This is a genomic window from Rhodococcus sp. MSC1_016 (assembly GCF_023667485.2).
Lineage (GTDB): Bacteria > Actinomycetota > Actinomycetes > Mycobacteriales > Mycobacteriaceae > Rhodococcus_F > Rhodococcus_F oxybenzonivorans.
In genome coordinates this window covers 4,109,347-4,133,317 of the sequence record NZ_JAMOZI020000001.1, presented here as the reverse complement: position 1 = coordinate 4,133,317, position 23,971 = coordinate 4,109,347, and the positions used below count along the sequence as shown (strand labels likewise).

At 67.6% G+C, this 23,971-nt stretch carries 23 protein-coding genes and 1 riboswitch; of the genes, 11 read left to right on the top strand and 12 right to left on the bottom strand.

Annotated features, from left to right (window positions below; genetic code table 11):
- Positions 1-69: 69 nt before the first annotated feature.
- The 3 genes from L1080_RS19100 to L1080_RS19090 all read left to right on the top strand — a co-directional run bounded on the left by L1080_RS19100 (position 70) and on the right by L1080_RS19090 (position 3,106).
- The gene (locus tag L1080_RS19100) at positions 70-822 is read left to right on the top strand and encodes an LppU/SCO3897 family protein (RefSeq protein ID WP_250777182.1); all 753 of its coding nucleotides are present in this window, start codon (positions 70-72) and stop codon (positions 820-822) included.
- A 65-nt stretch (positions 823-887) separates the two neighbouring features.
- The gene (locus L1080_RS19095; protein ID WP_250777181.1) at positions 888-1,547 is read left to right on the top strand and encodes a class I SAM-dependent methyltransferase; all 660 of its coding nucleotides are present in this window, start codon (positions 888-890) and stop codon (positions 1,545-1,547) included.
- 359 nt (positions 1,548-1,906) lie between these two features.
- Positions 1,907-3,106 carry a DDE-type integrase/transposase/recombinase gene (locus L1080_RS19090; RefSeq protein WP_459031323.1) on the top strand — a complete coding sequence of 400 codons (1,200 nt, stop codon included), beginning with the start codon at positions 1,907-1,909 and terminating at the stop codon, positions 3,104-3,106.
- A gap of 89 nt (positions 3,107-3,195) precedes the next feature.
- Here L1080_RS19090 and L1080_RS19085 read toward each other — a convergent pair whose 3' ends face one another.
- Complete coding sequence (locus tag L1080_RS19085; RefSeq protein WP_250777854.1) at positions 3,196-4,176, bottom strand: alpha/beta hydrolase; 981 nt, start codon at positions 4,174-4,176, stop codon at positions 3,196-3,198.
- Positions 4,177-4,285: 109 nt separating this feature from the next.
- Positions 4,286-6,601, bottom strand: a complete 2,316-nt coding sequence (locus tag L1080_RS19080; protein WP_159919847.1) for a helicase-associated domain-containing protein — start codon at positions 6,599-6,601, stop codon at positions 4,286-4,288.
- Between the two features lie 60 nt (positions 6,602-6,661).
- On the opposite strand from L1080_RS19080, the gene L1080_RS19075 reads away from it, so the two are divergent.
- Positions 6,662-6,850, top strand: a complete 189-nt coding sequence (locus L1080_RS19075; RefSeq protein ID WP_109327376.1) for a hypothetical protein — start codon at positions 6,662-6,664, stop codon at positions 6,848-6,850.
- Positions 6,851-6,916: 66 nt separating this feature from the next.
- Here the strand turns inward: L1080_RS19075 and L1080_RS19070 are convergent, their stop codons facing one another.
- From L1080_RS19070 to L1080_RS19060, 3 genes are all read right to left on the bottom strand, one after another.
- Positions 6,917-7,498, bottom strand: coding sequence for a resuscitation-promoting factor Rpf1 domain-containing protein (locus L1080_RS19070; RefSeq protein WP_159919849.1), 582 nt, complete (start codon positions 7,496-7,498; stop codon positions 6,917-6,919).
- A 9-nt stretch (positions 7,499-7,507) separates the two neighbouring features.
- Positions 7,508-7,722: riboswitch (cyclic di-AMP (ydaO/yuaA leader) on the bottom strand.
- A gap of 235 nt (positions 7,723-7,957) precedes the next feature.
- Complete coding sequence (locus L1080_RS19065) at positions 7,958-8,335, bottom strand: YccF domain-containing protein (protein WP_159919851.1); 378 nt, start codon at positions 8,333-8,335, stop codon at positions 7,958-7,960.
- A gap of 52 nt (positions 8,336-8,387) precedes the next feature.
- Positions 8,388-8,627 carry a hypothetical protein gene (locus L1080_RS19060; protein ID WP_213573378.1) on the bottom strand — a complete coding sequence of 80 codons (240 nt, stop codon included), beginning with the start codon at positions 8,625-8,627 and terminating at the stop codon, positions 8,388-8,390.
- A 143-nt stretch (positions 8,628-8,770) separates the two neighbouring features.
- Between L1080_RS19060 and L1080_RS19055 the strand changes: the two genes are divergently transcribed.
- Positions 8,771-9,181 carry a cold-shock protein gene (locus L1080_RS19055; protein ID WP_250777863.1) on the top strand — a complete coding sequence of 137 codons (411 nt, stop codon included), beginning with the start codon at positions 8,771-8,773 and terminating at the stop codon, positions 9,179-9,181.
- A gap of 70 nt (positions 9,182-9,251) precedes the next feature.
- Here L1080_RS19055 and L1080_RS19050 read toward each other — a convergent pair whose 3' ends face one another.
- From L1080_RS19050 to L1080_RS19040, 3 genes are all read right to left on the bottom strand, one after another.
- Positions 9,252-9,737, bottom strand: a complete 486-nt coding sequence (locus L1080_RS19050) for a DUF2771 domain-containing protein (RefSeq protein WP_250777860.1) — start codon at positions 9,735-9,737, stop codon at positions 9,252-9,254.
- Positions 9,738-9,743: 6 nt separating this feature from the next.
- Positions 9,744-11,414, bottom strand: a complete 1,671-nt coding sequence (locus tag L1080_RS19045; protein ID WP_159919855.1) for an MFS transporter — start codon at positions 11,412-11,414, stop codon at positions 9,744-9,746.
- A gap of 70 nt (positions 11,415-11,484) precedes the next feature.
- A complete protein-coding gene (locus L1080_RS19040) occupies positions 11,485-12,291 on the bottom strand; it encodes a glutaminyl-peptide cyclotransferase (RefSeq protein ID WP_250777851.1) in 807 nt (268 codons plus the stop codon).
- Positions 12,292-12,329: 38 nt separating this feature from the next.
- Between L1080_RS19040 and L1080_RS19035 the strand changes: the two genes are divergently transcribed.
- The 3 genes from L1080_RS19035 to L1080_RS19025 all read left to right on the top strand — a co-directional run bounded on the left by L1080_RS19035 (position 12,330) and on the right by L1080_RS19025 (position 16,484).
- Complete coding sequence (locus L1080_RS19035; RefSeq protein WP_250777849.1) at positions 12,330-13,205, top strand: DUF3027 domain-containing protein; 876 nt, start codon at positions 12,330-12,332, stop codon at positions 13,203-13,205.
- 176 nt (positions 13,206-13,381) lie between these two features.
- A complete protein-coding gene (locus L1080_RS19030; RefSeq protein WP_250777856.1) occupies positions 13,382-15,949 on the top strand; it encodes an ATP-binding protein in 2,568 nt (855 codons plus the stop codon).
- Complete coding sequence (locus L1080_RS19025; RefSeq protein ID WP_250777846.1) at positions 15,939-16,484, top strand: phosphatase PAP2 family protein; 546 nt, start codon at positions 15,939-15,941, stop codon at positions 16,482-16,484. The genes L1080_RS19030 and L1080_RS19025 overlap by 11 nt, the downstream gene beginning before the upstream one ends.
- On the opposite strand, the gene L1080_RS19020 is transcribed toward L1080_RS19025, so the two are convergent.
- Positions 16,481-16,729, bottom strand: coding sequence for a DUF2530 domain-containing protein (locus L1080_RS19020; protein ID WP_159919863.1), 249 nt, complete (start codon positions 16,727-16,729; stop codon positions 16,481-16,483). The two genes, L1080_RS19025 and L1080_RS19020, sit on opposite strands and share 4 nt — an antisense overlap.
- A gap of 77 nt (positions 16,730-16,806) precedes the next feature.
- On the opposite strand from L1080_RS19020, the gene L1080_RS19015 reads away from it, so the two are divergent.
- From L1080_RS19015 to L1080_RS19005, 3 genes are all read left to right on the top strand, one after another.
- Positions 16,807-18,261 (top strand): NCS2 family permease, encoded by a 1,455-nt coding sequence (locus L1080_RS19015; RefSeq protein WP_250777843.1) that lies wholly within the window; start codon positions 16,807-16,809, stop codon positions 18,259-18,261.
- Between the two features lie 33 nt (positions 18,262-18,294).
- Positions 18,295-18,726, top strand: coding sequence for an Rv0880 family HTH-type transcriptional regulator (locus tag L1080_RS19010; protein ID WP_250777840.1), 432 nt, complete (start codon positions 18,295-18,297; stop codon positions 18,724-18,726).
- A 95-nt stretch (positions 18,727-18,821) separates the two neighbouring features.
- Positions 18,822-20,153 carry an MFS transporter gene (locus tag L1080_RS19005; RefSeq protein WP_159926939.1) on the top strand — a complete coding sequence of 444 codons (1,332 nt, stop codon included), beginning with the start codon at positions 18,822-18,824 and terminating at the stop codon, positions 20,151-20,153.
- Positions 20,154-20,169: 16 nt separating this feature from the next.
- Here L1080_RS19005 and L1080_RS19000 read toward each other — a convergent pair whose 3' ends face one another.
- Genes L1080_RS19000 through L1080_RS18990 form a run of 3 tightly spaced genes read right to left on the bottom strand, consistent with a single transcriptional unit; the run spans position 20,170 to position 23,926 of the window.
- Positions 20,170-21,024, bottom strand: a complete 855-nt coding sequence (locus tag L1080_RS19000) for an FAD binding domain-containing protein (protein ID WP_250777837.1) — start codon at positions 21,022-21,024, stop codon at positions 20,170-20,172.
- Complete coding sequence (locus L1080_RS18995; protein WP_250777834.1) at positions 21,021-23,396, bottom strand: xanthine dehydrogenase family protein molybdopterin-binding subunit; 2,376 nt, start codon at positions 23,394-23,396, stop codon at positions 21,021-21,023. The genes L1080_RS19000 and L1080_RS18995 overlap by 4 nt, the downstream gene beginning before the upstream one ends.
- Entirely contained in the window at positions 23,393-23,926 is a 534-nt protein-coding gene (locus L1080_RS18990) for a (2Fe-2S)-binding protein (protein ID WP_250777831.1), read from the bottom strand. The genes L1080_RS18995 and L1080_RS18990 overlap by 4 nt, the downstream gene beginning before the upstream one ends.
- Positions 23,927-23,971 lie beyond the last annotated feature (45 nt).

Genomic DNA, 23,971 nt, shown 5'->3' with positions numbered 1-23,971 from the left:
GCACATTCTGGGCGGTGGCCGCCTAAATTGAGAGGTGAGCCGGTGGTTCCCCCAGAGACGAGGCCTGAGATGACCCAGCCCCCCGACCCCTCACGTCCCGATCCGAACACCCCCGGCCAGCCGCCGAACAACCCGCAGCAGCCGTACCAGCAGAATCAGCCCTACCAGCAGGGCCAGTACCCGCAGCAGCCTTACCAGCAGGGCCAGTACGGTCCGCCGCCGGGACAGCAGGGCCAGTACGGTCCGCCGCCGGGACAGTACGGGCAGTACCCGCCCGGCGGTCAGTATCCGCCTCCGAAGAAGTCGCGCAAGGGCCTGTTCATCACCCTCGCTGTGGTCGCCGTGGTGCTCCTCGCCGCTGTCGCCGCAGTCGGCCTGTTCGCAGTGCGTAGTGCCGACCAGAACAGCCTCGACGTCGGAGATTGCGTCTTCTTCGAATCCGCCTCGACCACGGCCGCCGAGACCGAGCACGAAAAGCGGGACTGCTCCGACGACGACGCCACGTACGAGGTGGCCACCAAGCAGGACGGTGACGTCCAGTGCGGTGACGACTACTTCTCCTACACGCTGGTGGGGGAGGACGACACCGTCGAAAGCACACTGTGCCTGATCCCGAATATGGTGAAGGATTCGTGCTACCTCCTCGAGGACGACGGCAGAATCGTTCCGGGTGTCTGTTCCCAACCCGACACCGTCACCGTGGTCGAACGGGTCGACGGCCAGGACGACGAATCCCTGTGCAACCAGTTCGACGCCGCATTTCCCATCGCCTTCTCGGAACCGCAACGCACCTACTGCATCGAGGTGAACTTGACCGGTTAGCGACTCATAATCAGGGCCGTGCCGATGTGCTGTGGCGGGGAAAGCGCGGGCGTACCGTCGATGTCATGACCGACGACCAGGTTGCGCCGTGGGATGACATCTACCGCGGCGATGCGGAGAATTTTTCGGGACCGGTGCCGTGGAACATCGGTGAGCCGCAACCCGAACTCGCCGGACTGATCGCCGAGGGCAAGTTCCGCAGCGACGTATTGGACGCGGGCTGCGGACATGCCGAGACTTCCCTCCACTTGGCGGCGCAGGGGTACACGGTGGTCGGTCTGGACCTGTCGCCGACGGCCATTGGCGTGGCTCGGGCAGCCGCGGCGGACCGTGGACTGACGACGGCCACCTTTCAGGTGGCGGACATCAGTTCTTTCACAGGCTTCGACGGACGGTTCGCCACGATCGTCGACAGCACCCTGTTCCATTCGCTGCCCGTGGACCGTCGCCGCGACTACCTGCACGCCGTCGCCCGAGCGGCGGCACCCGGTGCGCAGTACTACATCCTGGTGTTCGCGAAGGGTGCCTTCCCCGAGGGGCAAGGACCGAATCCGGTGACCGAGGAAGAGTTACGCGAGGCCGTCGCGGAGTACTGGAGCATCGACGACGTTCGCCCCGCCTTCATTCACGCGCTGCTCGGACCGGAGGAGGCCGCGAACTGGGAGCGCGACGACAAGGGCCGGGCCATGCTGCCTGCGTGGCTACTGTCGGCTCACCGCGATTGATGGGGTGGGGCGACACCGCGCGAGTCGTGCGGCGCAGCCAAGCGCAGCCCCTGCCAGCGATCTATATCAGCTGGCAGGGGCGCTACACGGACAACCTGCTACGTGATGACGAGCGGCGCATGAGAAATTTTGGCGAGCACGGGCATGGAAGTCCAGAGATTGTGATCCACGCCATGGCACAAATTTCAACCACTTTGAATGCCGGGTCGCGACTAGCACTTTCAGCCCTGTGAGTACTTGTTACCCGCCCGCGGTTTGTTGAGTCTGGGGACATGTGAGACAGATGATGTCCACCCAGATGTGAGACACGCTGCTGTCGATTGAGGTATGAGGCACCTGACTGGTCGTGGACTTGGTTCATGACCGGAACGGAAGCCGTCATGGAACTGCTACACGCCCTGCTGGTGGTCTCGCAGACCACCGGCGCCGACATGTTCGACGGGAACTTCGCCCGCTGGTGCACCGACCACGGGATCTCCCGCGCCACCGCCTACCGGCACAAGAAACGGATCGAGGAGGACGGCCGGTGGACCGCCCGGTCCCGCCGGCCCACCTCCTGCCCACACGCCACCGCGTGGGAGGTGGAGGCCGAGATCGTGCGGCTTCGCCTCAACCTGCCCCATCACGAGCGCGGCGCCGACACCATCGCCTACCACCTGAACGCGGTCGCCGAGAAACAACACTGGTCCGAGCAGGGCTGGACCATCCCGTCCCGGGCCACGATCAACAAGATCCTCACCCGCTACCACCTGGTCGTCCCCGAGCCGAAGAAACGCCCGAAATCGTCCTACCGCCGGTTCTGCTACCGCAAACCCCGCGACTGCTATCAGATCGACGCCACCGAAGTTCGGTTGGCGACCGGAGCCAAGGCCACCGTCTTCGAGGTCCTCGACGACTGCACCCGCACCCTGGTCGCCACCCGGGTCGCGGACGCCGAGACCGCCGCCGGGGCGATCGCGGCGATCATCGCCGCGTTCACCGACTTCGGGGTTCCGGCACTGGTACTCGCCGACAACGGCAGCGCGTTCACCTCCCGCCGCACCAAGGGCGGCACCTCGGGCTTCACCCGGGTCGTGAAGCGGGCCGGTGCGCGGCTGATCCACTCCACCCCATACCACCCACAGACCTGCGGGAAGGTCGAACGCCACCACCGCACCTTCAAGCAATGGTTGGCCACTCACCCCACCCAACCGACCACTCTGATCGAACTGCAGCAGCTCTGCGACACCTACCAGCGGTTCTACAACACCGACCGCCCGCACAGTGCGGTCAAGATGCCGCCACTGCAGGCCTGGCAGAACGCGCCACTCCTCGGTGGGCCACAAGCACTTCCGATCCAACACGACGCCACCGTGCACGCCCTGATCGTCTCCTCCGCCGGCACCGTGTGCATCGACTCCCACACCCGACTGAGCGTCGGCCGGCGCAGAGCCGGGCAGACCATCACCCTGCTCCACGACGACGACCACGTCACCGCCTACACCGCCGACGGCAACGTGATCGGACACCTACACCTCGACCACACCAAGCGCTACCAAGGACAACTCCAACCCGCCTAAAATCTGTCTCGCATCTACGTAGACACCCGTGTCTCATATCAACGTAGACAGCACAACCCGCCCGCGGTTAACAAGTACTCACAGGGGGATCAGGCGCCGATCGACGCCTTCATCATCGGGAGCATGGCCCAGAGCTGATCCTGCCAGTAACCCCAGGTGTGGGTTCCGGAGGCGGGGAAGTCGTAGTGCGCGGGAATTCCCAGAGTGTCGAGCCGTACCTGGAAGGCGCGGTTCTGGGCGAGGGCGATCGCTTCGAGGCCCATCGCGGTGCTGGTGTTGAACACGCCGATGGCGGAGTCCGGCCGGTCGTACGCACCCGGCAGCCCGCTCCCCGCGGAGATCCACATCGGCAGCCCGCGGAGCAGGGGGGCGACGACGAAGGGGTCGTTGCGGAGCCAGGCCGGATCCCACGGCGGCCCCCACATGGAGTCGGAGTTGTAGCCGCCGGAGTCGAGCATCGACACCCGAATGGCTTCGCGCATGCCCGGTGCCGACAGGTTGAGATATCCGGACATCGAACCGGCGAACGTGAACTGGTCGCGGTGATATGCGGCCAGGATGAGGGCTGCGTTGCCGCCCATCGACAAGCCGGCCACGGCGTTGCTCGTCCGACTGATGCCGTACACGTTCGCGAGGAAGTCGGGCAGGTTCTGGGTCAGGAACGACTCCCACTTGTAGGTGTAGGGCTGTCCGTTGGTATTGCTCGGGGCGTACCAGTCCGAGTAGAAGCTGGACATCCCGCCGACGGGCTCGACCACGTTGATTCCGTGATCCGACAGCCACGCGGCGTTGGTCTCGTGCTCCCAGCCGCTGACGTCGTTGGGTGCGCGGAGGCCGTCGAGCAGGTACAGCGCCTTGTTGCTGCCGTTGTTCGCCAGCCATATCCGTACCTTGATCTGCCCGACACCTCCCGGGGCGGCAACCCAGTGTTCACGCAGCCGGTCATACGGATTCGCCGCAGCAGTTCCGCCTCCGGCCAGTACGAATGCCAACGGCAGAATGACCACGGCGACCATCAGACGTACGACTGCGCGCAGCATCGTCCGCCGGCCCGTTCCGGTAACACTCATGTTCCAGCCTCCTGGTAGTCGTCCCCGGCCAGGTACATACCCGTAACACGTTATTGCCCGGAAACCCTGAGTCCAGGTGTTTGCGCACAATCGTTATCCGAGGCGCCGTTCAGTCGACTCGTGCGACGGAGGTGATTCGGTGCAACGTGAAGCGACGGACACTGCCACTCGCCGGGTCGAAAGCGTCGAGTTGACCACCGCCGACGCTCACGGGGTCGACGATGCGGTGCGTCGCGACGCCCTGCGCGTCGACGTAGCCGATGGACACGCTGCTCTTCTCGCGGGCGGCAGTGCTGAGCAGTGCGACGGTGGCGGCACTGCTGGCTCGAGACCCGTCGGCGCGGATGCTGCCGCGGCCGTGAGCCGATGCGGCCAGATCACCCGCACGCAGGGTGCGGACCACTGCGTCGAGCTGCGCGTCGGTGGCGACGGCCGGTGCTCGAGACCCGGGGGCCTTGCGACGGGTCAGCACCCGCGCGCCCCGCGGACGAAGGTCGACCAGCGCTCCCGAAGAATCCTCACCCGCGGGCGCGAACCCGGCGGCGCGCAGTTCGTTCAGTACCTCCCGCAGCGGGGCCTGCGACACCGCCACCGTCGGCGCCAGCGCGCGGAGCGCCAATGACGCGGCCACGGGTGACGCCAGCACCTCGGCGAGCAGGGCGGGATCCTCACAGCGGACGAAGGACGAGGCGACTCCGGCCCGCAGCCGTCCGTGCCGCCGGGCAACGTCGTCGATCAGGTACGACAACGACTGCGGCACGGGGGTGCGCGACCGGGTCGTGAAGAGGCTGTGCAGCTCGGCGGCAGTCATTCCGGCGTCGAGTGCCCTGCGCACGCTGTCTTCGCTGATCCGGTACATGGACGCGGCACCGGCCGACTCGATGTCCGCGACCAGGGCGATCTGCTCGAGCAGGTCGGGCGTGAGCGGTCCCGGAGCGACGACGGTGAGGTCGGCCTGCACGAGAACGTGGTCGACGGGCTCGGGGAGTGAGGCATGCATCTCTGCCTCGGCGTCACCGCCGTGAATGAGCGCACGACCGGCAGAGCTGAGGGCGCCGCGCGCGACCAGACCGAGAGTCGCGGCCTCGTCGAGGGTCCGCTCCACCGCATGGACGCGCAGTCGGGCACCCCACCGCGGGCGACGCCACGCGAGCAGTCGGCTCAATTCCGCGGGCGCTGCGGACTGACCGCTCCCGAGTTCGGCGAGAAGCCCGAGGATCGTCTGCCGGTCGCGGGGTGCGGACGGCGCCCGCACCTCCTCCGACAAGGCGGCAACCGGTTTGTCGTTGGAATCGCGCATACCGATGAACCACGCCATGCGCGGCAGCTCGAGCCATCCGGCGGCCAATGCGTGCCATCGCCGGGCGATCGGCGCGTTCAGCCAGTTGTCGACGGCGGCCGTCGGCGCCCAGTAGCTGTCCCCACTGTCCGAGGGCGGAGCCGGATCAGGCGCGCCGCTCGCGATCAACCCGGCCGCCGCGAGAAGCTCGACCAGCAGACTCAGCCGGTTCTCGTCGATCCCGGACACCTTCGCGATGCGCCGTAGCTCCCGGACACCCAGACCGCCGGCCCGCAGGGCGGGCGCGGGCGCCTCTCCGAGCACCTTGACGACGTCCTCGCAGTGGCGGACCAATTCGAGGGCCTCACCCGCCGCTGCGGCATTGATGTCGGCTGGTTTGTACTTACGGCCCGTCACGGCGGGCGGCGTCAGGGAGGTGGGGTCGAAAGCGGCTTCACCGCGCAGGACCTGACGCACCTGGAACGGCAGCTCCACCGTCTCTTCGTCGACCCAGCGCAGGAGTCCGGCGGCGAGAAGGCGCTGCACGGGCCGATCGGCAGGCGTTCCCGGGGCCGCGTCCCGCGTCCGACCGACGGACGTTGAGCGGGCGAGCGTCTCGAGGATGTCGCGTTCGACCGTCACCAGCTGTGCCAGAGCAGCGGTGATGCCGGCCTCATCGAGCGTCTCCGTGGGCTCGGCGATACGTCCGACACGCCACGGAATGGTCGCGACGACGGCGGGAACGATGCGGAGATTGTCGGCATCGCCCCACACCAGTGCCAGCGACCGCAGGGTGTCGAGGGTGGCGTCGACCGTCTTCTTGGTCACCCTCGTCCCCACTGCGCCCAGGAGTGTGGCGCGGGAGACAGGCATCTCGTCCGCCTTGTCGAGGGCGAGTAGTTCGAGGATGCCGAACTCGAGTGAGGTGAGATTGTCGGCGGCACGGGCCACCGACGCCCGCTGTTCGGCGCGTCCGGCGAGAACGACGATCGTGGCAGGCGGGGGGACCGCCAAGTCGGGGCGCGCACGAAGCAGCGCGATCAGGTGGGCGTCGCTGCGCGCTGCCAGCCAGTCGGCGAGACTTGCGCCGCCGGCGGTGCTCGTAGCGGCGCCGGGGGTCGTGACGGTGTCGTCGGTGTCGGTCATCGACTATCAGATTAGAGACCTGGGCTGTACGTCGCCGACCGCTCCTGTCAAAATGTCCCCGTGGCTAACAATTCTAAGAAGCAGTATGTGGATCCAGGGTGGCCCGAAACCGCCGATGGAGATCACGCCGTGACCGAACTGTCGTCGAGCCGGGCGGGCGGTCTGTCCCCGTTCGGCGAGGACACCGAGTTCCCGCTGCCGGCGGAGTCGTTGCCGTACGCGCATCCGCACACGGTGATCAACCGCTAGTACAACGGCAGAAGAGAGGCCCTGCACCGGAATGGTGCAGGGCCCCTCGTCGCTGTGCCGAAGGACTTACTGCGGAAGCAGGGCCCGGTTGGCGTCGATGAGCTGCAGGATCTGGGGATCGATCTGGATACCCTGAGCCTTGACGGCCTCGATGGCCGAGTCGATGGCGTCCGCAGCCTCCGGAGCCGCATTGGTGCTCGGAACGCCGCTGGTGAGGTCGGGGAGCGCCGGGGCCTCCGGGACGTCGGGCACGGTGGCCGGCGCGTTGCGCTGGGTGGGGGCGCTGCTCAGGCCGAGGCTCGAGGAGCAGGACGGCCATGCGCCCCATCCCTGCGAGTCGAGAACGCGCTCGGCAACGACGATCTGCTCTTCGCGTGAAGCCTGGTTGGCGGTGGCGGCGTACTGGCTGCCGCCGTGTGCGTTCCACGTGCTGGGCGAGAACTGCAGGCCGCCCTGGTAGCCGTTTCCGGTGTTGATGCCCCAGTTTCCGCCGGACTCACACTGCGCGAGGCGGTCCCAGTCGGAATCGGGGGCTGCGTTGGCGGTGCCCGAGAAGGCTGCTCCGGCGACGCCCATGATGGCGCCGGTGACGGCGACCTTGGCGACGGTACGGCCGGTGGTGGTGGGCTTGCGATGACGTCCGCTCATAGTGGGTCGAGATCCTCTCCACACGCGCCTGCGAGGTCAGCTGTCGGGTTCGGGCTGAGAGGTCGCCCGGCCTCACCCCTCCTGGCTTGGAGAGGGTCTGGCTTCACCCCAAGGTCCGACTGTGCGTGGCACATTCGGACCGGTGTCCGCCTGGGAACTCGTGTTCCCTGGAGGACTTTGGGTCCCCCGTCCTCGTCCCTGGAATGCTTCGTCGGGACTCCGGTACCCGCGGGACGAGGCTTGGCGCGGCGGGCCGGATGTGGCCGATGTTTGCTCGACCGCTGACGACGGTAACGGTCCGAGGCCTCAGTGTCACCATTTGATAACGCCGCGTGTCCGTGCCTGATGCAGCCCACTATTCGGGGCCTCGCGGACTCTTCCCAGCTAGTAGCGGCGAGACGTGCCTATCGCCGACCCGTTGCTCTTCTGTTACCGGGCCGTTATGTGAGTAACGTCACATCAGCGTGGAGCGTCGACTATGTCCTTGCCGAGAGGCATGAGCGAGATCGGAATCATCTTGATGTTCGCGACGGCGAGGGGGATGCCGATGATGGTGATCGCCATGGCAACCGCGGTGACGATGTGGGCGATCGCCAGCCACAGACCGGCGATGATGAACCAGATGACGTTGCCGATCAGCGACGCCACCCCGGCCGTCGGTTTGTCGACGACCGTCTTCCCGAACGGCCACAGCGCGTAGACGCCGACGCGGAAGGAGGCGATCCCGAACGGAATGGTGATGATCAGAATGCAGCAGAGAATTCCGGCGACGAAGTAGCCCAGGGCGAGCCAGAGCCCACCGAAGATCAGCCAGATGATGTTGAGCAGAAGTCTCATGATCGTCCCGTCGTAGTGAGGGTCTGGATGTCGTCGCCGAGCGTGTGCACGATCAGCGTGTTCGTCGGCCCTGTCTCAGCGCCGCCACGATCCCGAGGAGGAACCCGATCGGGCACGCGAGCGCGATGAGATACAGGACGAGGCCGGGATCGCTGTCCGAGACCACCGGGGTGAGGAAGATCGCCACGATCGCGAGGAACCCGACCGCGAACAAGGCAAGCGCTACCCGCAACAGACCATCGTGGGTGCGAGGGGTCCCGGGCGTGCTCGGGGGAGTCGATTCTGGGGGCACACCAGCAACGATAATGCCTGGAAACCCGAATGCCGGAGGCAGTGTGTGCAAGGTAGACTGTGGATACTGCGCGTCCCGCACCAAAGGTGGGGCGCGTTGTTTTGCATACCAATTGCACTTCAAGTGATGAGCGGGTGAACGCGGTGCCGACCGGCAAGGTGAAGTGGTACGACGTCGAAAAGGGCTTCGGCTTTCTGTCGCAGGAAGAGGGGGAGGACGTCTATGTGCGTTCGTCCGCCCTGCCCGAAGGCGTCGAGGGCCTCAAGGCCGGCCAGCGCGTCGAGTTCGGCATGGCCGCCGGGCGGCGCGGTCCTCAGGCGTTGAGCTTGAAAGTGCTCGACCCGGCGCCGTCGCTGCGCCAGAACGCCGGGCGCAAGGAACCTTCCGTGAAGAAGCACACCCCCGACGAATTGCACGGCATGGTCGAGGACATGATCACGCTTCTCGAGGCGAAGGTGCAGCCCGACCTGCGCCGGGGCAAATACCCCGACCGCAAGACGGCTCAGCGCATCTCCGAGGTGGTCCGCGCCGTCGCCCGGGAACTCGACAGCTGACAGAACGCTTTCCGAAAAAGGAACCCCGCACCACGACACGGTGCGGGGTTTCTTTTCGCTTGCTGTCGAATCAGGCCGTCTTGATCGACCAGGCGGCCCGCGCTTGCGTCAGCCCCTGCTCGTCGATGACGGCGGAGGGCAACTGGATCTCGACTCCGGCCAGCTGTAATTCTTCCGTCGACGGCACGGTCACTGCACGGGTCTCACCCGCGCGGTGCGCCCTCTCCTGCACGACGACTTGCCCCGACGGGTCCTGATAGACGACGACCATGCGCCACGGTGCGTCGACGATCTCCTGGGGCAGCGACAACTGCAGCGCGGATCCGGGGGGCACGTTCAGCTCGGCAAGCCGGCCCGTCTCGCAGTTCTCGAGATACAGATTGCAGAACGCCAGTGGCGCCACCTGCTCCGCGTGGCCGTGCGCGAAGGCGGTGATCTCGGGCAGGCGGGGATCGGAGTCCCGAATGAGCGCGTACAGAACCCCGACGAAGGCCACGGCCGCAACCACCAGTCCCACGGTGATCAGTGCCAGGGTCCTCTTGGTTCGCGCCTGCATACTCACTTACGTCACATTTCCCGTCGATCGGTCGGCCCTGTGGGTCGAGATTGGCTGAGTTACTTCCTGTTCGGCGAGGTCGGGCCGTTTTCCGCCGAGGCCTGGCAGCAGCGTGCTGCCCCGGTAGGTGAGGACCGTCTGCACGAGTCCGACGGTCATGACCGCCGACACCACGGTGAATCCGATCCAATACTCGGTGGGGAGCAGGACGCCCAGCGCACCGCCCACCACCCAGCTGAGCTGCAGCACCGTCTCCGAACGACCGAATCCCGAGGCGATCGATTCTTCCGGCAGATCGTGTTGCAACGATGCGTCCAGCGACACCTTGGCCAGGGCGCTCGCCGCCGACCCGACGAGGGTGGCAACGGCTGCGGTCAGGAGGTTGTCGGTGACGGCAGCGATCACGGCCACCACCCAGACGGCGCCCGTGCAGCGCAGAACGATCAGGGCCGGACGACCGAGTTTGAGGCGGGCGCCGGCGGCGTTGCCGGTGAAGTTCCCGATGCCGGCAGCTGCCCCGACCAAGCCCAGCATCGCGGCCTGGATCAGCGGTTCGTGGTCGGTCCGGGACTTCGCCACGAACGCGATGTACAGGGTGAGGAACCCGGTGAGCACGCGGATCGTGCTGTTGCCCCACAGTCCGGTGATGACCGCCCGTCCCAGCGGCTGCCTGCGCTTGCCCGACTTGGGCCCGGCGTCCGCCTCCGGCATCACGCGGGTGCGGTCGATGACCTCGGTGCGCCGGTCGTCACCGTGATAGGTGAGGGTGGCCGGGACCTCGCCTTCGGTCACCTCCACCCACGACGGGATACGCATGCTCAGGTAGGCACCGAGGACGGTGATCACCGCGGCCAGCCACAACGTCGCCATGGACGACCCGGTGGCCAGTGCGAGAGCGCCCGCGAGAGCGCCCGCGCCGATGGTTCCGCCGAGGAGACCGAACACGGTGAGCCGGGAGTTGACCCGGACGAGGTCGATCTCGGGCGGTAGTACTCGTGGTGTGACAGCGCTCTTGAGGACCGAGAACGACTTACTGAGCACCATCATCCCGAGTGCGGCGGGATAGAGCACCCAGCTGTCGAAGTTGAAGACCAGGATGATCGCGAGCGCGGTACGCAGTCCGAACGACGACGCGAGGGCGATGCGCCGACCGTGCTGAAGACGGTCGAGCATCGGGCCGATCAGTGGGGCGATGACCGCGAACGGGGCGATGGTGATCAGAAGGTACAGCGCGACCTTGGTCTTGTCCTCGCCCGTCGCCGCGGAAAAGAACAGGGTGTTCGCGAGCGCGACGGCGATGGCCGCATCGGTCGCGTTGTTGGTCATCACCGCATAGGTGAGCGCGGTGAGTCCCGATTTGTCCGCCCCGTCAGCTTTCGCTGCCCGGTGGAAAGTGGCGATCGTCCTGTTGGTCAGCTCGCGACTGCGCATGGCGGCTACCCGGGTGACCGTGAGCTTGCGCGGCATCGGCGGCGCCTTGGGTGCGTTCGCCCGGTCCTCCTCCGACCGGGATCGCTGCCCACCGCCCACCGGATGCAGGGGCGGCAACGGCGTACGTCGTCCTCCGGAGCGGGCAGCCGGAGGATAATTGTCGTAGCCGGGATGAGCGGTGGGCCCGGAATTGCCGTGGGGCGCCCGACTGCTGTCGGAGTCGAAGGGTTCGCGCGGTCCGGTCACTCCCCAATTCTGTCCTAGTCGGCGGACATCCGACCACAGCAACCCCGGGCAAGCTGGTGGGACCGGCCTGTCAGGGAACGAATCGGACCTCGAACATGCGCGGCCAGTATTTTCCGGTGAGGAGGAAACGGTCGGTTCCGGGAATCTGGGCGACGCCGTTGAGGACGTCGACGTCCCGCGGCCCGGGCGGCAAGGCGTCGCGTAGTGCGCTTGCGTCTATCGCCGCGATCACGCCGCCGTCGGCGGGGTCGATACGGACGAGGGTGTCGGTGGTCCACACATTGGCGTAGATGGTGCCGTCGTCCGCGCACTCGAGTTCGTTGAGGTGAGTGACGGCAACTCCGTCCCGGCGCGCCTGGACGGTGCGCTGCGCTTCGAACGTTCGGGGGTCGCGGAAGGTGAGGGTCGACGAGCCGTCACTGGTTACGAGGCTGTCGGCAAGCGCGCAGATGCCCCAGCCCTCGGCGTCCAGTGCGACCCGACGCTGCTCGCTCAGGGTCTCCCGGTCCCGAGCGATGGCCACACCGTCACGCCAGGTCAGCTGCCACACCGTGTCGTCGACGACGGTGATGCCCTCACCGAACAGTGGGGGAGGGAGCTCGGCCCGAGCGCGGACGGTCCCGCTGCCCAGGTTCGTCGCACGAACCCACGACTCGCCGCTTCGACCTGTCCCCTCGAAGAGATCGTCGCCGGCGATCTCGAGCCCCTGAGTGAAGGCATTCGGGTCGTGATCGAGGGTGCGCAGTATCTCCACACGCAGCTCGGCGTCGGGGGCGTCGGCCGCTGTGGGGGCCTGCGCGGAGCAGGAGGTCACCATCATCGCGACCCCGAGGAGGGGCGCCGCGAGTGCGGGGACGAGGTGCCTTCCGCCGGTCATCGGACCAGCATGACAGCCCAGGTGGGCATCCACTTGCGGTGGTGCGGCAAACTGGTGGTGTGAGTGTTGCTTCTTCCGACGAGCGCGCAGTGTCGCGCCCCGTACTGACCGACGCCGTCGAGCTCGCCCGAACCGCGCTGGCCGAACTGCAGGACGGGGGAATCGGCGAGTACCTGGGTGTCACCACCGAGGACGAGTGCGCCGCGACTCACCGTTTCGTTGCCGACCTTCCGGGCTACCGGGGCTGGCAGTGGGCGGTGGTGGTGGCTGCTGATCCCGCGGCGGATCACGCCACCGTCAGCGAGATCGCCCTCCTGCCCGGACCCGATGCCCTCGTCGCCCCCGACTGGATTCCCTGGGATCAACGCATTCGGCCGGGTGATCTGTCGGCCGGTGACTTGCTGGCACCCCCGGCCGGCGACCCCCGGCTCGTTCCCGGCTACGTCGCCAACGGCGACCCCGAGGTCGACGACGCTGCCCTCGAAATCGGGCTCGGCCGCAAACAGGTGATGAGCCTCGAGGGCCGTCTCGACGCCGCGCAACGCTGGCACGACGGCGAGTACGGTCCGGATTCCGAGATGGCCAGGGCGGCCCCGTCCACGTGCTCCCTGTGCGGGTTCTATCTGCCGCTCGCCGGGTCGTTGCATCGAGCGTTCGGCGTGTGCGGCAATGAGTTGGCGGCGGACGGGCACGTCGTCGACGCCGAATACGGATGCGGGGCCCATTCGGACACCTCGCTGCCGTCGGGTGCCGGTTCGCCGCAGTTCGACGCCTACGACGACGGCGCAGTCGAGATGGTCGAGGGTCCGACCGGAACCGAGGCCGGGAACGCCGACACCGACACGGAGACAGTGACGGCCGAGGCGACCGCGGCCGGGAACTCCGACGTGGAGGATTCCGCATCGACCAGCTAGCCGATCCTTTCGGCACGGGTGCCCTTCGGGACTCGACGCTGCACGCGTGGCGCACCTCACCCACCCGGTTGAGGGAAGACGCCGCCGCGGAGTCCGATCTCGTCCATGCCGGCTACCGCGACAGGTTGCTGACCGAGCTGGCGCAGAACGCCGCCGACGCGGCGGCGCGCGCGGGCGTGCCCGGTGAGCTCTGGGTGCGTCTCGACGGGCGCGTGCTGAGCGTCGCCAATACGGGTGCGCCGCTGGACGAGTCCGGGGTGCAGGCTCTCGTCGCCCTCCGCGCGTCGAACAAGTCAGCGGGCACGGTCGGCCGTTACGGGGTCGGTTTCACCGCGGTGTTGTCGGTGAGCGACGAGGTGGAGTTGCGCTCGACGTCCGGTTCGGTCGCCTTCTCCTCGCGGCGCACGCGATCTGCGCTCGCGGAGTTCGACGGCGCCGATCCGGGTGCCGATGTTCCGGCGCTGCGCCTCGCGTGGCCCACCGACCACCGTCCCGCCGCGGGGGCGACGTCCGAGGTCGTCTTGACCCTGCGCGACACCGTCGACGCGACTGCGTTGCTGGCCCACATGGCCCGTGAGGCGCCGGACCTGCTGCTCGAGCTTCCCTCCCTGGCCTCGATCACCGTGGGGGGCAGGGAGTTTCGAAGACGAGAGCACCCGCTGGCATCCGGGCTGACCGACATCGCCATCGGCGACGACCACTGGTGGCAATTCGAATCCGGGCGGGCCCGGTGGCTGGTCCGCGTGGTCGACGGCGTCGTGCGCCCCTCTGCCGACGACGTTCTGCGCGCCCCCACTCGCTCGGACGAGGAACTGTCGATCCCGGCAATGTTGATAGCGGACATTGCGATGCAGCCCGATCGGCGGCGGGTGCTGCCCGGCGTATCGCTTGCCGAGGTGACGGTCGGTTACGCCGACTTCGTGGCGGCGTTGCCCCCGAAACAACGACTGGCGCTGGTCCCCTTGCCGGGTTTCGCTCGCAGCGAGGTCGATTCGTCTCTGCGAGAACAGCTCCTGACCGAACTGCGGGAGAGACCGTGGCTTCCCACAGTCGGCGGTAAGGACAGGGCGCCCAACCGGGCATCGGTCGTACCCGGACTCAGTGACGAACTCGCCGAACTCCTCGCCGACATCGTGGACGGCCTGGTAGTGCCGGAACTGTCGGGCCCGCGCTGGGCGCCCGCTCTGGCCGCCGTCGACACCCACAGGATCGGACTCGCCCGCATCGCCGAACTGCTCAGCGGGATCGACCGCGAGCCGACGTGGTGGGCTCGCCTGTACGCGGCGCTCGAACCTCTGGCCGTCGACGCACTCGCGGCCGAGGAATTGGCCTCCATTCCCGTGCCGCTGTCGGACGGCCGCACGGTGACCGGGCCGCGAACGGTATTGCTGGGTCACGACATCGGAGACGTTCTCGGTGTCGACTGGACGCGGCTGGTCCACCCCGAGGCGGCGCACCCGCTGCTGTCGAGGCTCGGCGCCAAGACCGCGACCGCCGTCGACCTGCTGTCCGACCCGGCGCTGCGGGCCGAGATCGAGGACCTCGAAGACGACGACGTGGTGGCGGCAGAGGAATTGTCCACCGTGGTGCTCGCGCTCGCCGCACACGCCGAGCCCGGTGCCCTGCCGTCATGGGTGGGCGAACTCCTTCTGCCCGACATCGACGGCGAGTTGCGCGGCGCCGACGAATTGCTCCTACCCGGTGCACCTCTCGCGGCGGTTCTGGTGGACGACTCGCCGTTCGCGTCGGTGAACCCGGCTTTCGCCGAGCGGGTGGGCGAGACGGCATTACGTGCCGTCGGTGTGGGCTGGGGCTTCACCGTGCTGCGCGCAGAACTGCCCACCGGGCCCGATCACGACCTCGACGACGAGAACCGCTGGTGGGACACACTCGACGACGATCCCGAGACGATCGACGCCGTCCGTGACCTCGACCTCGTGGACCAGGACCGCTGGGCGACGGCTCTGACCATGCTTGCGACGGATCAGTCGACCCGCCCACTGCTCGCGGACCGCGGCGGCTACACGGCGTGGTGGCTACGGCACAACGCCGAACTGGACGGCCAGGTCCTGGGATTGCTCCGCGAACCGGGAGACGACACGTTCACCGGCCTACTGGACGCCGTCGATCATCCGGAATCGGGCGTGTTCGCCGCGGCGCTCGCCTCACCCGCCGTCGATTCTCCCGAACTGGCGCAGCTACTCCTCGATCGTCTCGCCGACTCCCGGCGGCAGCCATCCCCGGCGGTGATCGTGCGCACGCACACCCTGCTGGGCGCGGCCGCTGCTGCGGGGGTCCTCGACCTCGACGAACTACACCTGCCGGACCAGGTGCGCGCCGTCACCGGCGCGGTAATCGACGCCGGCGTGGCGCTGGTGCTCGACAAGCCGTGGTTGTCCGCCGCAGTCCCGCACGACCGCCTGGTCGCCGGGGCCCTCGACACCGGTGAGGCACTGGCCGACCTGCTCGATGTCGCCACAGCCTCCGCGGCGGTGCGGAGCGTCGTGACCAGTACCGGCCGCCCGGTGTCGTGGGAACTCGAACCGACGGCAGTGCTCGCCCACGTCAGCATCGGCCGGCCCCTGCCCCACGGCAAGGTCGTGGTTCATCCGCAGCTCACCGTATCGCTCACCGGTGCCCTCGACGCCGAAGTGACCGTTCCGTGGTGGGTGGACGAAGACGGCACCACACACGTCTCCGAGTCCTGGGCTGCAGCCACCTGGGGTGTGCCCGATGCCCGTTGACAGCAGCGTCCTGAACGGGGTGATCGAGGACCGGCCGCTGTGGCTGGTCGACGTCGTCACGGCGATCACGAACAGCGGGGGAACCGTCGCCGCGTGGATCATCTCGGTCGTACTCACCGTCACTCTGCTGCGGCAGGACCGCCGACGGGACGCCCTGCTCGTCGGCGGCGCGATGCTGTCCGGCTGGGCGGTGATGAGCGGCCTGAAACAACTGTTCCGGCGCGACCGACCACCGCTCCCCGAACGGCTGGTAGACATCTCGACCTACTCGTTCCCGTCCGGCCACGCCATGATGACCGCCATCCTGGCCTGTGTCGTCGGTACCGTGGTCGTTCGCCTCGTCGTGCTTCCTCATGTCCGCGCGGCAGCGCTGACCCTGCTCGGGCTCTACACGCTGATGGTCGGGCTGTCGCGGGTCTACCTCGCGGCGCACTGGATCACCGACGTCCTCGCCGGCTGGGTCTTCGGGGCACTGTGGGCGGCCTTCTGGATTTTGCTGACCCGCTCACCCGCCCGCACCAGCACCCGCCCCTAGAGCAGACCCTGCTGTGCCCCCCGACTGCCGCGCCTCGCCGCCCGCCGCTGCAGCGCGAACAATCCGTAGCCGAGGAATCCGACGACGACGCCCGCGATACACGTCGGCAACGCATCCGCCCACCGGTCGCCCGTGACGATCACCACGACCATCGCCACAACCCACGCAAGCGTGCCCAGGATCAGTGCAGGTCGCGGGTCGGCGAGGCGCCGGGTGAGGGGCTGTCGGTCTGCGGACTCGTTCACCGAAAGAACGCTACCCTCGTCGCCGTGCCCTAATCTCCAGTAGCGACGCGCGACTTCTGGCGATGGGGATTGAGAACATGGGTGCAGCTCCGAAACTGCTCGACAACTACTTCAAGATCACCGAACGTGGTTCGACGGTGGGCACGGAAGTTCGCGGCGGTGTGGTCAGCTTCGTCGCGATGGCGTACATCGTGGTCCTCAACCCGTTGATTCTCGGCAGTTTCTCCGCGGACGACGCCGTTGCCAAGACGGACGTCCTCGGGAACATCCTCCCCGTCAACCAAGTGGCCGCGGTCACCGCCCTCGTGGCCGGGCTGATGAGCATCGTCTTCGGCATCGTGGCCAACTATCCCTTCGCGATCGCGGCGGGCCTCGGTATCAACAGCCTCCTCGCCGTCACCATCGCGCCGCAGGTCACCTGGCCGGAGGCGATGGGCCTGGTGGTGATCGACGGAATCATCATCGTCGTCTTGGCGCTCACAGGTTTCCGGACCGCGGTGTTCAACGCCATTCCGCCCGAACTGAAATCCGCGATCGCCGCCGGCATCGGGATGTTCATCGCGTTCATCGGCCTCGTGGACGCCGGATTCGTGCGACGCATTCCCGACGCCGCCGGAACGACGGTCCCCGTGGGACTCGGCATCAACGGATCTATCTCTTCCTGGCCCACAGTGACCTTCGTGTTCGGTGTCCTGCTCATGGGCGTACTGGTAGTCCGTAAGGTGCGCGGTGGATTGCTGATCGGCATCGTCGTCACCACCGTGCTCGCGGCGATCATCGAGGCGGTCGCCGGAGTGGGCCCGTCGCTCGGAGTGAACCCGAACGGTTGGAACCTCAGTGTGCCCGCGGCTCCCGATGTCGTCGCGGAACTCCCGGACCTGAGCCTCGTCGGCGACGTCAGCCTCTTCGGCGCCTTCGTCCGCATCGGCGTGCTGGCCGCGAGCCTCCTCGTGTTCACTCTCGTGCTCGCCAACTTCTTCGACGCCATGGGCACCATGACCGGACTCGGCAAGGAAGCCGGTCTCACCGACCAGGAGGGCAACCTGCCCAACATCGGGCGGGCGCTCGTCGTGGAGGGAACCGGTGCCATCGTCGGAGGTGGCGCATCCGCTTCGTCCAACACGGTGTTCGTGGAGTCCGCATCCGGTATCGCCGAGGGCGCGCGCACCGGCCTGGCGAATGTCGTGACGGGACTGCTCTTCCTGGCCGCGATGTTCCTCACCCCGCTGTACTCGGTGGTGCCGATCGAGGCGGCCGCACCAGCCCTGGTTGTGGTGGGCGCCATGATGATCGGCCAGGTCCGCGACATCGACTTCTCGAAGTTCTCGATCGCGTTGCCCGCATTCCTCACCATCGTCGTGATGCCGTTCACCTACTCGATCGCCAACGGCATCGGTGTCGGCTTCATATCCTGGGTGGTCCTGAACGCTGCGAGTGGCGGTGTCAAGAAGATTCACCCGTTGATGTGGGTGGTGGCACTGCTGTTCGTGGCGTACTTCGCGGTGGGCCCGATCACCGACGCAGTAACGTAAACGACGGCCCATCGGTCCCGTATTGTCATTCCCGTGACCACGGATACGCGCGCACTCGCCAGCGACCTCTCTTTGGCCGTCGTGCGCCTCACGCGTCATCTGCGTGGGCGGCGCGTCGACGCCCAGGTGTCGCTCACCCAGTTGTCTGCGCTGGCCACCCTTGCCCGCGACGGAGCCATGACGCCGGGCAATCTCGCCGCCCGTGAGAAGGTTCAGCCGCCGTCGATGACCCGGGTCATCGCCTCGCTCGTCGATCTCGGACTGGTCGAGCGTGCAGCGCATCCCACCGACGGCCGCCAGATCATCGTCACCCTCTCCGATGCCGGTCACGCGTTGATCGCCGACGAGACGCACGCCCGTGAAGCCTGGATGAACGAGCGGCTGTCCGGACTCGAAGAGGACCAGTTGAAAACGCTCCGCGACGCGGTCGGCATCATCACGGCCATCGTCGCCGACTCCGAGTAGCCGCACCGGAGCGCAGGCGCTTCGGCCGTCGGGAGCAAGATGGAACGGTGCCACCCGAACCTGACGCCGCCTCACCCGCCCGGCAGAAGACCGGAATGTTCGCCGCCCTGCATACCCGCAACTACCGGTTGTGGGCCTCGGGGCAGATCGTTTCCCTCGTCGGGACGTGGATGCAACGGGTGGCGCAGGACTGGCTCGTCCTGACCCTGTCGGACGGCAACGCCCTCGCGGTGGGCATCGTGATGGCACTGCAGTTCGGGCCGACCCTGTTCCTGTCCGTGTGGGGTGGCGTGCTCGCCGACCGCTACGACAAGCGGCGAATCCTGATCACCACTCAGGTGGCGATGGCGTTGTGCGGCCTGGTGCTCGGCCTGCTCGACGTGGGTGGGGTGGTCGTGCTGTGGCACGTGTACCTCATCGCCTTCGTGCTGGGTTGCGCCTCCGCGATCGATGCACCGGTCCGTCAATCGTTCACCATCGAAATGGTCGGCAGGGATTTCCTTCCCAATGCCATCGCGCTGAACTCGATGACCTTCAACACCGCACGCATCATCGGCCCGGCGGTGTCCGGGGTGCTCATCACCCTCATCGGCACGGGCTGGGTGTTCCTCCTCAACGCAGCCACGTTCACCGGGGTGCTGGTCGCGCTGGTGATGATGAATACGCGGGAACTGTTCACCGCGCCGCCCGCGGAACGCGGTAAAGGGCAGGTGCGGGCGGGCTTTCGGTATGTGTGGGGCCGCGCCGATCTGCGCGTGCTCATGATCGCCGTGTTCCTGGTGTCGACGTTCGGGCTGAACTTTGCCCTCAGCCTGGCTGTGCTCGCCCGCAACACCTTCGGGCAAGGCGCGGACGCCTACGGGCTGCTGTCCACCACCCTGGCCGTCGGCACGCTCGCGGGCGCCACGATCGCCGCGAAGCGCCGGACACCGCCGCGATTGCGTACGTTCCTCGGTGCCGCGGCAGCGTTCGGCGCGTTCGAGATTCTCGTCGGACTCATGCCCACCTACCTCCTCGTGGCCGTCATGCTGGTGCCCACGGGGGCGCTCACCCTCACGTTCACCACGGCGGCGATGAACATTCTGCAGATGTCGGTGCCGTCGGAGATGCGGGGCCGGGTGATGGGTATCTATATGCTCTGCTTCCTGGGCGGCACTCCGCTGGGCAGTCCGGTCCTCGGCTGGCTCGCCGACGTCCTCGACCCGCGTGCGCCCCTCGTGATCGGCGGTGTCATCTCATTGGTCAGCGGCCTCGGCGCTGCCCTGTATCTGATGCGGCACCAACGAGTGCGACTGAAAGTACGCAGACCGGATGCGGGCCGCTACCTTCCGGTGTTCGAGCTACACAACGTCGTCGACCCGCACCCGGTCGTGGTGTGCGACGCCACCGAGCAGGCGGTGGAGGCCGGCCGCGACTCGCGGCCCTGACGGCTGCCGCGCCCGTTCAGACGCCGACCGCCGTCGCCACGGCCCGCCGGGTCAGCACTCTCGCGAGGTGGCTGCGGTAGTCGGCGTCGGCGTTACCGTCGGTGACCGGGTCGGTGCCCTCGGCCGCGTGCTCGGCGGCCGCCCGGATCAACTCCGGATCGGAGGCCTTGCCGACGAGCGCGCCCTCGACGCCGCGAGCCCGCACCGGCACGGCCCCCATGTTGGTCAGCGCCACCCGGGCCTGGCGGATCGTGCCGCCGTCGACCTGAATCGTCGCGGCCACCGCCACGATCGACCACGCCTCCGCGACGGTGTTGAACTTCTCGTACCGCGCCTCCCAGCCGGTATGCTTCGGAATCCGCACATCCGCGAGGATCTCGTCCGGGTGCAGTGCCGTCGTGTAGTAGCCCTCGAAGAAGTCGGCGACCGGAATGCTCCGCTTGCCCGCGGTACCGACCGCGGTCAGGGTGGCGTCGAGTGCCAGTGCCGGAGCGCACAGGTCACCCGCCGGATCGGCATGCGCCAGAGCGCCACCCAGCGTGCCGCGGTGCCGGATCTGCGGATCGGCAACAGTGCGGGTCGCTTCGACGAGCAGCAGCGCGTGCTCCTGGACGAGCGGGTCACGGATCATGTCGTAATACGTGGTCATCGCGCCGATCACGATGCTGTCGCCGTCCTCGCGCACACCGCGCAACTCGCCGATCCGGCCGAGATCGACGAGAGTGCTCGGCGAGGACAAGCGCAGCCGCAGCACCGGCAGCAGGCTCTGGCCGCCCGCGAGTATCTTGGCGTCGTCCCCGGCCTCGGCGAGCGCGGCCACCGCCTCGTCGACCGTGGTCGGGGCTACGTAGTCGAAGGTCGACGGAATCATCGGGCACCTCCCTGAGCGGACCGGATGGCGTTCCAGACCCGCATCGGTGTACAGGGCATCGCGATGTCACGCACCCCGAACTGGCGGACGGCGTCGAGGACGGCATTCACGACGGCCGGGGTGGATGCAATCGTTCCCGCCTCACCGACCCCCTTGACGCCGAGCGGATTACCGGTGGCGGGAGTCTCGGTGCGGCCCGTGGTGAACTTCGGCAGATCCGCCGCGGACGGCACGTGGTATTCGGCGAAGGAACCCGACAGCAGAGTGCCGGACTCGTCGTACACCGCCTCCTCGTACAGGGCCTGCGCGATGCCTTGGACAAGTCCGCCGTGCACCTGACCCTCGACGATCAGCGGGTTGACCACGTGCCCGATGTCGTCGACGCACACATAGGACCGGATGCCGACCTTCCCGGTCTCGGTGTCCACCTCCACCGCGCACAGATGCGTGCCGTGCGGGAACGAGAAGTTCTCCGGGTCGTACGTGGCCTCGGAGTCCAGGTTCGGCTCCACCCCGTCGGGCAGATCGTGCGCGGCGAACACGGCGAGCGCGACGTCGGCGATGCCGACCGCCTTCTCGGTGCCCTTCACCCGGAATCGGCCCTCGGCGAATTCGAGATCGTCCTCGGCGCACTCCATCAGGTGCGCCGCGATGGGCCGGGCCTTCGCGATCACCTTCTCGGCGGCCTTCACCACCGCGATCGCCCCGACGGCCAGCGACCGTGAACCGTACGTGTCCATGCCACGCGGCGACGTCTGGGTGTCGCCGTGTAGCACCTCGACGTCCTCGAACGGAACCCCGAGCTGATCCGCGACCACCTGGCTCCACGCGGTCTCGTGTCCCTGGCCGTGCGCCGACGAACCAGTGACCACCTCGACCTTGCCGGTGGGCAGCATCCGGATCGCCGCGTGTTCCCACCCGCCGGCCCCGTAGGCCAGGGCGCCGAGGGTACGCGACGGCGCCAGACCGCACATCTCGGTAAACGTGGACACCCCGATGCCGAGTTGCACCGGGTCCTTTCGCTCGCGTCGCTCCGCCTGTTCGCGCCGGAGACCGTCGTAGTCGAACAACTCCCGCGCGCGCTCGGTGGCGGCCTCGTAGTTGCCGGAGTCGTAGGTCAGGCCCGCGACGGTGTCGAACGGGAACTCCTCGTGGGTAATCCAGTTCTTCGCCCGCAGTTCCAGCGGATCCATCGACAACTCGGTCGCGAGCTCATCCATCATCCGCTCGATCGCGAACGTCGCCTCCGGCCGCCCCGCGCCGCGATAGGCGTCGGTGGGCACCTTGTTGGTGAACACGTTGGTGCACGTGAAGTGATACGCCGGGAACTTGTAGATGCCGTTGAACATGAACGCGCCCAGGATCGGCACCCCCGAGGTGACCAGGCGCAGATACGCGCCCATGTCGGCGAGCAGTTCCACCTTCATTCCGGTGACGGTGCCGTCGCGGCGGGCGGCCAGTGTCAATTTCTGGATCTGGTCGCGCCCGTGATGCGCCGCGACCATCGATTCGCTACGCGACTCGGTGTACTTGACGGGCTTGCCGAGTCGTCGCGCGACGAGCAGCGCGATGACCTCCTCCGGCGTCACCTGAAGTTTGCCGCCGAAACCGCCGCCGACATCCGGGGCGACGACGCGCAGTTTGTGCTCCGGTATGTCGAGCGTCATCGCCAGCATCAGCCGCAGGATGTGGGGGATCTGTGTGGCCGACCACATGGTGATCTGAGCGCCGGTCGGGTCGACCACCACCGAGCGGGGTTCCATGAACGCCGGGATCAGCCGCTGCTGCCGGAACGTGCGCTCGACGAGAACCTCGGCGTCGCGGATGGCCTGCTCGACGTCGCCGCCCGTGCCTGCCTCCGCAGAGTCGAAGGTCCAGGTGGCGCTGACGTTCGTCCCGAGATCCGGGTGCACGAGGTCGGTGCCGTCGGCGGCCGCGGCCGCGAGATCCAGCACGACCGGCAGTTCGTCGTACTCGACGTCGATCGCCTCGAGTGCGTCGTGCGCCTCGTACGCGCTGCGCGCCACCACAACCGCGACGGCCTCGCCGGCGAAGTTCACCCTGTCGACCACGAGGGACGGGGCGGGCGGTGACTTCATGTCCGGTGTGATCGGCCAGGCACACGGCAGGCTGCCCTGCTCGGCGGCGAAATCGGCGCCGGTCAGGACCGCGACGACACCGGGCATCTCGCGGGCGGCGGTGGCGTCGACACCGGTGATGCGGGCGTGCGCGAACGGGCTGCGCAGAATCGCCAGGTGCTGCATACCCGGCAGCACGAGATTGTCGGTCCAGCGGGTGCGTCCCGTGACCAGATGCTCGTCTTCCTTGCGCTTGCGGGCCTTCCCGATTTCCGGTTCGGCGGTGGCGGTCATCGCACACCTCCCTGCGCGGTGTCGGTCTTCGGTGCATCCGCCGTCGCCGGTGTTTCGGTGGTGCTGCCGCCGCGCAACCGCTGCGCCGCATCCTGCACCGCGCTGACGATGTTCTGGTATCCGGTGCAGCGGCACAGGTTGCCTTCCAACCCCAGCCGCACGGTCCGCTCGTCCGGGTCGGGTTCCTCGGCGAGCAGGTCGAGGGTCTGCATGATCATGCCGGGCGTGCAGTAGCCGCACTGCAGGGCGTGGTTGTCGCCGAACGCCTGCTGCACCGGGTGCAGGGTCCCGTTCCGGGACAGTCCCTCGATGGTGAGGACGTCGGCGCCGTCGGCCTGCACGGCGAGCACCGAGCAGGACTTGACGCTGTGACCGTTCAGGTGAACGGTGCACGCCCCGCAGTTGCCGGTGTCGCAGCCGATGACGGTGCCGACCTTGCCGAGCCGGTCCCGTAGGTAGTGGACGAGGAGTAGTCGTGGTTCCACCTCGTCCGTGTATTTCGTTCCGTCGACGGTGACAGTGATGCGCATCGCGCCTCCAAAGCCGGGAGCCTCAGGTGATACGTCCTACTCTGC

Coding starts and splice junctions, on each gene's coding strand:
- L1080_RS19100 (WP_250777182.1), top strand. CDS start 70: ATGACCCAGCCCCCCGACCCCTCACGTCCCGATCCGAACACCCCCGGC.
- L1080_RS19095 (WP_250777181.1), top strand. CDS start 888: ATGACCGACGACCAGGTTGCGCCGTGGGATGACATCTACCGCGGCGAT.
- L1080_RS19090 (WP_459031323.1), top strand. CDS start 1,907: ATGACCGGAACGGAAGCCGTCATGGAACTGCTACACGCCCTGCTGGTG.
- L1080_RS19085 (WP_250777854.1), bottom strand. CDS start 4,176: ATGAGTGTTACCGGAACGGGCCGGCGGACGATGCTGCGCGCAGTCGTA.
- L1080_RS19080 (WP_159919847.1), bottom strand. CDS start 6,601: ATGACCGACACCGACGACACCGTCACGACCCCCGGCGCCGCTACGAGC.
- L1080_RS19070 (WP_159919849.1), bottom strand. CDS start 7,498: ATGAGCGGACGTCATCGCAAGCCCACCACCACCGGCCGTACCGTCGCC.
- L1080_RS19065 (WP_159919851.1), bottom strand. CDS start 8,335: ATGAGACTTCTGCTCAACATCATCTGGCTGATCTTCGGTGGGCTCTGG.
- L1080_RS19050 (WP_250777860.1), bottom strand. CDS start 9,737: ATGCAGGCGCGAACCAAGAGGACCCTGGCACTGATCACCGTGGGACTG.
- L1080_RS19040 (WP_250777851.1), bottom strand. CDS start 12,291: ATGACCGGCGGAAGGCACCTCGTCCCCGCACTCGCGGCGCCCCTCCTC.
- L1080_RS19025 (WP_250777846.1), top strand. CDS start 15,939: ATGCCCGTTGACAGCAGCGTCCTGAACGGGGTGATCGAGGACCGGCCG.
- L1080_RS19015 (WP_250777843.1), top strand. CDS start 16,807: ATGGGTGCAGCTCCGAAACTGCTCGACAACTACTTCAAGATCACCGAA.
- L1080_RS19005 (WP_159926939.1), top strand. CDS start 18,822: ATGTTCGCCGCCCTGCATACCCGCAACTACCGGTTGTGGGCCTCGGGG.
- L1080_RS19000 (WP_250777837.1), bottom strand. CDS start 21,024: ATGATTCCGTCGACCTTCGACTACGTAGCCCCGACCACGGTCGACGAG.
- L1080_RS18995 (WP_250777834.1), bottom strand. CDS start 23,396: ATGACCGCCACCGCCGAACCGGAAATCGGGAAGGCCCGCAAGCGCAAG.
- L1080_RS18990 (WP_250777831.1), bottom strand. CDS start 23,926: ATGCGCATCACTGTCACCGTCGACGGAACGAAATACACGGACGAGGTG.